Origin of the sequence: Streptomyces sp. SID3343 (assembly GCF_009865215.1) — a bacterium.
Lineage (GTDB): Bacteria > Actinomycetota > Actinomycetes > Streptomycetales > Streptomycetaceae > Embleya.
In genome coordinates this window covers 1-10,603 of the sequence record NZ_WWJX01001213.1, presented here as the reverse complement: position 1 = coordinate 10,603, position 10,603 = coordinate 1, and the positions used below count along the sequence as shown (strand labels likewise).

The window sequence follows — 10,603 nt, the reverse complement described above, 5'->3', positions numbered from 1 at the left end:
GGCGGGCCGGATGGTGGTGGGCGCGTCGTGCGGGGTCTGCGGCCGGTACGACGGGCGCTGTGGCGGCAGCGGCGGGCCGGTGGGGTTGCCCGCCGGCGGAGCGCCGTAGACCGGGTTGTACGCCATGGGCTGGTTGTACGCGTCGGGCATCGGCCCGTACGGGTCGCCGGCGTAGGGCGCCCGGGGGCCGGTGTAGGGAGCGGCCGAGACGTACGAGAGCAGCGCGGCGACGCCGACGATCCACCCGCACATGATCCCGAACAGCGCGCCCCGCTGCATCAGCGACATCGCCTGCTCGAATCCGCTCCCCCCACGGGCGCCTTCGTACTCCTTGTCACTGAAGGCGATCGCGTACATCGTCAGGCCGAACAACGCGCCGCCGACCACGAGCGAGAACCAGCCGAGCAGGAGCGCGTTGAATGCGGCCGCGCGTTCGCCCAGTCCGCGTGCGCCGAAGGCGAGCAACAGCGCGACGGTGACGAGCAGAACCGCGAAGGCGACGAACCCGGCCACCACGAAACGGGTTTGCACCCCGGAGCCGACCGTGTCCTCGAAGCCCGACTTGTCGATCACCCACAACGGGAAGCCGGCGATCCGCAGCAGGCTCCAGTACCACTTGAACAGGGTGTCCGCGTCACCGTCGACGGACTTCTCGTACACCCACTGGTTGCCGAATCCCGCCACGATCAGCAGGGCCACGAGCGTGCCACTGATCACGATGCGCTTGGTCGCCCCCGGTCTCATGTCGAAAGGTTAGGCGCCGGGAGCCGCTCGCGGGAGGTAAAAGCCGGACCCCGCCTCCCCCTGGCGGGGAAACGGGGTCCGGGTGTCGACGGTGGGTCAGCTGCGGCGGCCGACCAGCTTCCACGCGGCGGGCAGCAGCGCGGTGGCGAGGGCGATCTTGACCAGGTCGCCGAACAGGTAGTTCTGCATGCCGATCTCGTAGGCCTTGGACAGGCTGATCCCGAGGTCGTGCGCGAGGTAGGTCAGGCCCGCGGCGTAGATCACCGCGTTGCCGACGAGCATGGTGCCGGCGGTGCGCAGCGGGCTGCGGTCGGTGCCGCGCTGGGCGAGGTAGCCGGCGAGCATCGCCGCGACGACCATGCCGAGCACGTAGCCCAGCGTCGGGAAGCCGGTGCCGGAGTTGCCCTCGGCGAACCACGGCATGCCGGCCGCGCCCAGGCCCAGGTAGAGGACCATCGCGGCGAGCCCGCGCCACGCGCCGAGGGCGCTGCCGGCGAGCAGGACGGCGAAGGTCTGGCCGGTGACCGGGACCGGGGAGCCGGGTACGGGTACGGCGACCTGGGCGGCGAGGCCGACGAAGGCGGACGCGCCGACGACGAGGGCGGCGTCACGAACGGCCGCGCCGCGAAAGACGCGGGCCGGTACGAGGTCGGCGAGGACGGGGCGGCGCGCATCGAGAAGGGCAGTGCTCACAACGGACTCCACACGTTTCGTGTTGCGGGACTCTGTGAACTTAACCAACCGAACCTGGGACGATCACGGGGGTGCCCGACAAGGTCCGGTTCCGATCTTTGTCGGACACCACCGAAAGCATCCCCATGTCGGGCCGTCGGGTCGACATCATGAGATCGACGTCACCCCGTACCGAGCCTTCGGCCCGGGTCATCCCTGCTCGGGATCACAGCTGGAGGGACTTGACCTCCAGATACTCCTCCAGCCCGAAACGGCCGAGTTCGCGCCCGTTGCCGGACTGCTTGTAACCACCGAACGGGGCGAGCGGGTTGAACGCGCCGCCGTTGATCTCGACCTGGCCCGTGCGCAGCCGGCGGGCGAACGCCACGGCGATCTCGCTGGTCGCTCCCCACACCGCGCCGGACAGGCCGTAGGGGGTGTCGTTGGCGATCCGCTCGGCCTCCTCCTCGGTGTCGTACGGCAGGATCGACAGGACCGGGCCGAAGATCTCCTCGCGCGCGATGGTCATGTCGGGCGTCACGTCGGAGAAGACGGTCGGTCGCACGTGGTAGCCGGTCTCGACGCCCTCGGGCAGGTCCCCGCCGCCGGCCGCGAGGGTCGCGCCCTCCTCGATGCCCTTGGCGATGTAGCCGCGTACCCGCTCGAACTGGGTCGCGTTGACCATCGGGCCGAGCTTGCCGGCCATCGCGGTCGCGGCCTCGGCGGCCACCTCGACCGCGCGCGGCAGGTCGTCGCGGTGCACGAGCATGCGGGTGAGCGCGCTACAGGTCTGCCCGCTGTTGAGGTACGCGCCGCCCACCCCCGCGCGCACGGCCTTGTCCAGGTCGGCGCCGGGCAGGATCACGTTGGCCGACTTGCCGCCGAGTTCGAGCGCGACCCGCTTGACGGTGGCCGACGCGAGCTCGGACACCCGGGTACCGGCGCGCGTGGAGCCGGTGAAGGAGACCATGTCCACGTCGGGGTGCGCCGCGATCGCCTCGCCGACGACCGGGCCCGTGCCGGAGACCAGGTTCACCACGCCGGCCGGGAAGCCCGCGTCGTGCAGGATCTCGAAGAACAGGTGCGCGGCCTGCGGTGCGACCTCGCTGGCCTTGAGGACGACGGTGCAGCCGGCGACCACGGCCGGGCCGAGCTTGTTGGTGACCTGGTGCAGCGGGTAGTTCCACGGCGTGATCGCGCCGACGACGCCGACCGGCTCGCGAACGACGAGCGAGGAGCCGACGTTCTCCTCCCACGTGAAGTCCTCGGCGAGCTTGACGTAGGACCCGAGCACGGTGAGCGGCAGCCCGACCTGCACCCGCTCGGCCAGCCACGAGGGCGCGCCCATGTCGGCCGTGATGACCTGTGCCATCTCCGCGGACCGCTCGGCGAGCAGGTCCCTGGCCTTCGCGAGCAGTGCCGCGCGCTCGGCCGGCGGCGTCGCGGCCCAGCCGGGGAACGCGCGCTTGGCGGCGGCCACCGCCCGGTCCACGTCCGCGGGTGTGCACTGCGGCACGGTCGCGACGACCTGCTCGGTGTTGGGGTCGACGACCTCTATGGTCTCGGTGGACGAGGGGGCCGTCCAGGCGCCGTCGATGTAGATCGTGTCGTATGCCTTCGTCATGCCGCCGGACTCCTCGCCGCTAGCCACTGGAATCCACCGAAGAGTACGACGACACGTGTCACGTCTACAGGGGCGTCGGTCCCGGTTCGGTCGGCCGTCCGACGGGTCACACTCGGGGAAGCTCCGGCCCGTTCGAGGTCCACACCAGGTCGTCGCTGTGTCCGGTGACCGGGAACTCGCGGGCGAGGCCGACCTCGTGCAGGCGGGCGAGCGGGGTGAAGGACACCCCGTACTCGCCCTCGCCCTTGTCGAAGTTCCAGTCCTTGTACACCTCGACCCGATACACCAGGCGCACATCGGGCAGAGCCGGCGAGCCGGGTACCGGTTCCTGGCCCGGGAGGATCTCCATCCGCCCGGTGATCCGATACTGCAGGCCGCGCATCGCCAGCCACCAGTCGGCGTCGTCCGCGCGCCGGATCAACACGCCGTGCCACTTCGTGGTGGTCGCGAACTCGGCCTCGGCGCCCGCGCTGTCGTGCCAGCGGATCGCCGCGAGCGCCCACCACTCCTGGAAGTGGTCGAGCGCCGCGCGGCGAAACGGCGGCGTGTTCAGCGGCTGGGCCGAGTCGATCACGAACGGCTCGCCTCGGCCCACGAGATAGTGCCGCAGCGAGGCCGCCCCGGTCCGCAGTCCCACGAGTCGCCACACCGGCACCACGGCCCGCAGACCGGCGGCGAGCGCCCGATCGCGCAGCCGCGGCATGCGCGATCCGTACGGGGCGTTGCCGTTGGGCGTACGTGGGTCCACGCGTCCGGTGCGGGACGTGTGGATCACGCTGCTCTGCCGTTCCGGGGCCGTCATCCGTCCAGATTAGATAGCTTTGACCGACTTGCACATGATTCGGCGTCAGGTTCCGGAGAGGTTCATCCGGTCAGACCCGCCGAGGAAAACCACCGCACACACCCACCATCGGCCGAGGATTCATGTGCACCGACGGTCGAATATCGGTTACGCGTCGTCAGTCGAAGATCGGCCCCTGGTCGCGCGTGCGCTTGATCTCGAAGAAGCCCGGCGTACCCGCGACCAGCACGACGCCGTCCCACAGTCGCCCGGCCGCCTCGCCCTTGGGCGCCGGCGACACCACCGGGCCGAAGAACGACACACCGTTGACGCTGATCACCGGGGTGCCGACGTCCATGCCGACGCGGTCCATGCCGTCGTGGTGCGACGCGATCAGCGCCTCGTCGTACTCGGTCGAGTCGGCGGCGTCCGCGAGGTCGGTGGGCAGCCCGGCCTCGGTGAGCGCGGCCTCGATCACCTCGCGCGTGTAGTCCTCGCCGCCCGGGTGACGCCGGTTGCCGAGCGCGGTGTAGAGCGGGAGCAGCACGTCGTTGCCGAAGCGCTGCTCGGCCGCGATGCACACCCGCACCGGGCCCCAACCGCGCTCCAGCATGTCCTTGTACTGCTCGGGCAGATCGTCGCGACCGCTGTTGAGCACCGACAGACTCATCACGTGCCACTGCACGTCGATCGGCCGGACCTGCTCGACTTCGAGCATCCAGCGCGACGTCATCCATGCCCAGGGGCACAGCGGGTCGAACCAGAAGTGCGCGACGTCGCGGTCGGATCCGTTGTCGTTGGTCACTGGGGATGTCCTCTCGATCCTGGGGTGCGTGCACAGGCCCGGTCGCCGAGCGACCGGCTTCCCGTCATTGACCCGCAACCCTCGCGCACGCCGCGTCATTCCTGCCGACCGCACCCCGCCACAACCTGCCCCGACAACTCCGCCGACATGCCTGCCCCTGTCGTGAAAGGATCGGCCGGGACCGCAGCCAACCAGGGAGTGATCCAGTGCCCGGCAGGAACCTGACCCGCGAGGAGGCCCGCGCGCGGGCCCGGATCCTCAGCGTCGAGGACTACGACGTCAGGCTCGACGTCACCACCGACAGCAGCGAGACGTTCCACTCGGAGACGGTGCTTCGTTTCACGAGCCGTGAGGCCGGCGCGTCCACGTTCGTGGACCTGCTCGCGCCCCGGGTGCACGAGGTCGTACTCAACGGCCGCCCGCTCGATCCCGACAAGGTCTTCGACGGCACCCGCGTCGCGATCGAGGACCTGGTCGAGGGCGCCAACGAACTGCGGGTGGTCGCGTCGTGCGCCTACAGCCGCACCGGGGAGGGGCTGCATCGGTTCGTCGACCCGGTCGACGAACAGGTCTACCTCTACACGCAGTACGAACCGGCCGACTCGCGCCGGGTGTTCGCCAACTTCGAACAACCCGATCTCAAGGCGTCGTTCCGCTTCTCGGTCACCGCGCCCGAGCACTGGCAGGTCGTGTCCAACTCGACCACGCCCGCCTCGGTGCCGGTTCGCGAGGGCGTCGCTCGGTGGGACTTCGCGCCGACGCCGCGCATCTCGACCTACCTCACGGCGGTCGTGGCCGGCCCCTACCACGCGGTCTTCGACAGCTATACGAGCGCCGACGGCCTGGTCGTCCCGCTCGGCGGCTTCTGCCGGGCGTCGCTGGCGAGCGCGTTCGACCACGCCGAGATCTTCGAGGTCACCAAGCAGGGCCTGGACCTGTTCCACGACCGGTTCGGGTTCGCGTACCCGTTCGGGAAGTACGACCAGCTCTTCGTCCCCGAGTACAACCTCGGCGCGATGGAGAACCCGGGCGCGGTCACCTTCACCGAGGAATTCGTCTTCCGGTCCAAGGTCACCGACTCGGCCCGCGAGGGTCGCGCCAACGTGGTCCTGCACGAGATGGCGCACATGTGGTTCGGCGATCTGGTCACCCCGCGCTGGTGGGACGACCTGTGGTTGAAGGAGTCCTTCGCGGACTTCATGGGCGCCTACGCGCAGGGCGCCGCGACCCGCTGGACGGGCGCGTGGACCTCGTTCGCCGCCCGCCGCAAGGACTGGGCGTACCGTCAGGACCAACTGCCGACCACCCACCCGATCGTGGCCGTGGTCGACGACCTGGAGGACGCCAAGCTCAACTTCGACGGCATCACCTACGCCAAGGGCGCCTCGGTGCTCAAACAACTCGTCGCCTACGTCGGCGAGGACGCGTTCTTCGCGGGTGCCCGGTCCTATTTCCACAAGCACGCGTGGGGCAACACGACCCTCGGCGACTTCCTCAACGCGTTGGAGGAGACGTCGGGCCGCGATCTCACGTCGTGGTCGGCGGACTGGCTGGAGACCTCCGGCGTCAACACCCTGCGGCCCTCGATCGAGACCGACGCCGACGGCGTCGTCACGTCGTTCGCGGTGCTCCAGGAAGCGTTGCCGGCGTTCCCGACGCTGCGTCCGCACAGGATCGCGATCGGTCTGTACGACGGCCCCGAGCGGGTCGCCCGGGTCGAGGTCGACGTGGTCGGCGAGCGCACCGAGGTGCCCGAACTGGTCGGCCGAACACGTACCCCGCTGATCCTGCTCAACGACGACGACCTCACCTACGCGAAGGTCCGCTTCGACGAGCGCTCGTGGCAGGCCGTGCTCGAATCGCTCGGCGACCTGGACTCCTCGCTCGCTCGCGCGCTGTGCTGGGGCGCGGCGTGGGACATGACGCGCGACGGCGAACTGCCGGCGAGCGAATACCTCGCGCTGGTACTGCGACACGCCGGTCGCGAGAGCGACGTGGGCGTGGTGCAAAAACTCCAGACCCAGGTCAAGACCGGCCTGGACCGCTACACCGACCCGGCGTTTCGGGCCGAGGGCCTGCGGCTGCTCGCGGCCGGTTCGCTCGCCGAGCTACGCGCGGCGACCCCGGGCGGCGACCACCAGCTCGCGTGGGCCCGCAGCCTCGCCTCGGCGTCCTCCTCGATCACCGAACTCGCCTTCCTGCGAGACCTGTTGACCGGTGAGGAGCAGGTCCCCGGGCTGACCGTGGACGCCGAACTGCGCTGGACGTTGCTGCTGGCGCTGTGCGCGGGCGGCGCCGCCGACGAGCCGGACATCCTCGCCGAACTGGACCGCGACGGCACCGCCGCGGGCCACCGACACGCGGCCGAGTGCCGCGCGGCCCGCCCCACCCCCGAGGCCAAGGCCGAGGCCTGGCGACTGGCGGTGGAGTCCGACGAACTGCCCAACGCCACCCTCGGCGCGGTGCTCGCGGGCTTCTCCACCCCCGGCCAGGAGGAACTGACCGACCCGTACACCGACCGCTACTTCGCGGCGCTCACCCGGGTGTGGCAGGACCGTTCGATCGAGATCGCCCGCCGCGTCGTGGTCGCCCTGTACCCCTCGGGCCGGATCGACCCGGACACCCTGCGTCGCACCGACGACTGGATCGCCGCGGCCGAACCGGTCCCGGCGCTCAAGCGCCTGGTCGTGGAATGCCGCGACGACGTCGCCCGAGCCCTCAAGGCCCGCAAGCGCGACCACCGCGACTGACCCGAATCTTTCGCCCCCCGTCACCTCGGCGGGGCGGAACCGGCAACTCGCCGGCGGCGATCTCGGAGTCGGAAGGGAAGAAAACAGCGTGTCGTCCGCCCCCGACTCCGAGATCGTTTCCGCGAGACCCTTCCTCGGCCGCCCACCCACGGCGGCGTGACACTCACAAGGAGCGCAGCGTGCCCGGTACCAACCTCACGCGTGACGAGGCCCGCGAGCGGGCCCGGATACTCACCGTCGACTCGTACGACATCGCCCTCGACCTGACCGGCACCGGGGCGACGTTTCCGTCCACGACGGTGTTGAAGTTCGGGTGCGAGGAACCCGGCGCGACCACGTTCGTCGATCTCGTGGCGCCCGAGGTGCACGAGATCACGCTGAACGGCAAGGCGCTCGACGTCGCGTCGGTGTACGCCGACAGCCGGATCGCGCTGACCGACCTCGCGGCGACCAACGAGCTGCGGGTCGTGGCGTCGTGCGCGTACATGAACACCGGCGAGGGGCTGCACCGCTTCGTCGACCCGGTGGACGGCAAGACCTACCTCTACACGCAGTTCGAGGTACCCGACGCGCGCCGGGTCTTCGCCACGTTCGAACAGCCGGACCTCAAGGGCACGTTCGCGTTCACCGTCACCGCCCCGAGCGACTGGGAGGTGGTCAGCTGTTCGCCCACCCCCGAGCCCGAGCCGGCCGGCGACGGAGCGTCGGTGTGGGCCTTCGAGCCGACGCCGCGGATCTCGACCTACATCACCGCGATCGTCGCGGGGCACTACCACGCGGTGCGCGACAGCTACACGGCCGCGGACGGCACGGTCGTCCCGCTCGGCGTGTTCTGCCGTTCCTCGCTCGCGCCGTACCTGGACGCGGACAACATCTTCGACGTCACCAAGCAGGGCTTCGACTACTTCCTGGAGCAGTTCGACTTCCCGTACCCGTTCGGGAAGTACGACCAGCTCTTCGTACCCGAGTACAACGCGGGCGCGATGGAGAACGCGGGCTGCGTGACGATCCTGGAGGACTACGTCTTCCGGTCCAAGGTCACCGACACGTCCTACGAGACGCGCGCCGAGACCATCCTGCACGAGCTCGCCCACATGTGGTTCGGTGACCTGGTCACCATGCAGTGGTGGGACGACCTGTGGCTGAACGAGTCGTTCGCGACCTACGCGTCGGTGCGCTGCCAAGCCGAGGTGACCCGCTGGTCGCACGCGTGGGCCACGTTCGGCAACCGGATGAAGACGTGGGCGTATCGGCAGGACCAACTGCCGTCCACGCACCCGATCTTCGCGGACATCCGGGACCTGGAGGACGTCGAGGTCAACTTCGACGGCATCACCTACGCCAAGGGCGCCTCGGTCCTCAAGCAGCTCGTCGCCTACGTCGGCAGCGACAACTTCTTCGCGGGCGTGCGGAGCTACTTCAAGAAGCACGCGTGGGGCAACAGCCGGCTCGCCGACCTGCTCGGCGCACTGGAGGAGACCTCGGGCCGCGACCTGAAGGCGTGGTCGCGCGAGTGGCTGGAGACCGCGGGCGTCAACACGCTGCGGCCCGCGATCGAGACCTCCTCCGACGGCGTGATCACGTCGTTCGCGGTGCTCCAGGAGGCTCCCGACGCGTGGCCCACGCTGCGTTCGCACCGGATCGCGATCGGCTTCTACGACCGCACCGACGAGGGCCTGGTCCGCACCCACCGGATCGAGTTGGACGTCACCGGTGCGCGGACCGAGGTCGAGGCGCTGGTCGGCCGGGCCCGCCCGGACGTCGTGCTGCTCAACGACGACGACCTGACCTACACCAAGATCCGCCTCGACGAGGACTCGCTCGCGTTCGTGATCGAGTCGATCGGCGAGTTCGTCGACCCGCTGCCGCGCGCGCTGTGCTGGGCCGCGACCTGGGACATGACGCGCGACGCGGAGATGGCCACCCGCGACTACCTCAAGCTCGTGCTCAGCGGCGCGGGCAGCGAGAAGGACATCAACATCGTCCAGTCGCTCCAGCGCCAGCTCACCACCGCCCTGGAGCTGTACGCGGACCCCGCGCACCGCGAGCGGTCGATCGCCGAACTGGCGGTCGCGGCCGAGCGATTCCTGCGCGCGGCCGAGCCGGGCGGCGACCACCAGCTCGCGTGGGCCCGCTGCCTCGCGTCGGTGGCGGCCCGGCCGGACCACCTCGCGATCCTGCGTGGCCTGCTCGACGGCACCGAGAAGATCCAGGGCCTGGCCGTCGACGCCGACCTGCGCTGGGCACTGCTGCTGCGGCTGAGCGCGACCGGCGTGGCCGGTGACGCGGACGTGGCCGCCGAGTTGGAGCGCGACGGCACCGCCGCCGGGCAGCGGCACGCGGCGGCCTGCCGCGCGGCGCGCCCGAGCACCGCGGCCAAGGACGAGGCGTGGGCGTCGGTGGTCAACTCCGACAGCCTGCCCAACGCCACCCAGGCGGCGGTGATCGGCGGCTTCGGCCAGCCGGCGCAGCGCGAGTTGCTCGCCGCCTACACCGACCGCTACTTCGCGGCGATCGCCGACGTGTGGGCCGAGCGCACCAACGAGATCGCCCAGCAGATCGTGATCGGCCTGTACCCGACCCTCCAGGTCGACCAGGACACCCTCGACCGCACCGACGCGTGGCTCGCGTCGGCGGGACCGGCGGCGGGTCTGCGTCGCCTGGTGGTCGAGAGCCGAGACGGTGTCGCCCGCTCCCTGCGGGCCCAGGCGCGCGACGCGCGGTAGCGCGGCCGGCCGACGATCCGCGGTCGGCGCATGCCGGACGGGCCGAGCCCGGCCCGTCCGGCGGCCCCCGAAAGGGTCAACCCGGTGCGCGAGGGGACGCGCCGGGGCGGTAGCGTGACGTCCGTGGTGAACAGGAACGCACTTCGCGCCGGGGCCGTAGCGGCCGTCGTTACTCTCATGACGGTGATCTCGACACCGGCATTCGCGCTGATCCGCGACGACGGCGACGAGCCGGGCAAGGGCATCGGCATCGGTGAGACCCTCGGCATCTTCGTGGGCATCCCGATCCTGGCGTTCGTGATCATCGCGGGTCTGGTGATGCTCCCGGACATCATGCACAAGAAGAAGAACTGAGTTGCTTTGTTAGAAGCCGGCTCGCGAAGCTCGTCGAACACTCGACGGGGGCCCGATCGGTGGGCGCTGACGCGCCGGGATCGTGGCCGGGGCCCGCTCATTGGTGAAGCCCGGTCCGTGGGCGCGAAGCGCCGTCGTCTGCGGCCG

At 70.4% G+C, this 10,603-nt stretch carries 8 protein-coding genes; 3 read left to right on the top strand and 5 right to left on the bottom strand.

All coding sequences use genetic code 11. The features are described 5' to 3' along the window. The 5 genes from GT354_RS38360 to GT354_RS38340 all read right to left on the bottom strand — a co-directional run. A partial coding sequence (locus GT354_RS38360; RefSeq protein ID WP_272923964.1) for a proline-rich domain-containing protein occupies nt 1–744 on the bottom strand: 744 nt, incomplete at its 3' end. A gap of 96 nt (nt 745–840) precedes the next feature. Continuing rightward, nucleotides 841–1,437 carry a biotin transporter BioY gene (locus tag GT354_RS38355; RefSeq protein WP_346012364.1) on the bottom strand — a complete coding sequence of 199 codons (597 nt, stop codon included), beginning with the start codon at nt 1,435–1,437 and terminating at the stop codon, nt 841–843. Between the two features lie 205 nt (nt 1,438–1,642). Further along, nucleotides 1,643–3,040 carry an aldehyde dehydrogenase family protein gene (locus GT354_RS38350; RefSeq protein ID WP_161361005.1) on the bottom strand — a complete coding sequence of 466 codons (1,398 nt, stop codon included), beginning with the start codon at nt 3,038–3,040 and terminating at the stop codon, nt 1,643–1,645. A gap of 106 nt (nt 3,041–3,146) precedes the next feature. After that, nucleotides 3,147–3,842, bottom strand: coding sequence for a hypothetical protein (locus tag GT354_RS38345; protein ID WP_161361004.1), 696 nt, complete (start codon nt 3,840–3,842; stop codon nt 3,147–3,149). A 157-nt stretch (nt 3,843–3,999) separates the two neighbouring features. Next, nucleotides 4,000–4,554 (bottom strand): disulfide bond formation protein DsbA, encoded by a 555-nt coding sequence (locus GT354_RS38340; protein ID WP_237535866.1) that lies wholly within the window; start codon nt 4,552–4,554, stop codon nt 4,000–4,002. A gap of 278 nt (nt 4,555–4,832) precedes the next feature. On the opposite strand from GT354_RS38340, the gene pepN (GT354_RS38335) reads away from it, so the two are divergent. The 3 genes from pepN (GT354_RS38335) to GT354_RS38325 all read left to right on the top strand — a co-directional run bounded on the left by pepN (GT354_RS38335) (nt 4,833) and on the right by GT354_RS38325 (nt 10,456). Beyond that, a complete protein-coding gene (pepN, locus tag GT354_RS38335) occupies nt 4,833–7,376 on the top strand; it encodes an aminopeptidase N (RefSeq protein WP_161361002.1) in 2,544 nt (847 codons plus the stop codon). Nucleotides 7,377–7,555: 179 nt separating this feature from the next. Further along, nucleotides 7,556–10,102 carry an aminopeptidase N gene (gene pepN, locus GT354_RS38330; protein WP_161361001.1) on the top strand — a complete coding sequence of 849 codons (2,547 nt, stop codon included), beginning with the start codon at nt 7,556–7,558 and terminating at the stop codon, nt 10,100–10,102. Between the two features lie 177 nt (nt 10,103–10,279). After that, complete coding sequence (locus tag GT354_RS38325; RefSeq protein ID WP_202512764.1) at nt 10,280–10,456, top strand: hypothetical protein; 177 nt, start codon at nt 10,280–10,282, stop codon at nt 10,454–10,456. Nucleotides 10,457–10,603: the final 147 nt, after the last annotated feature.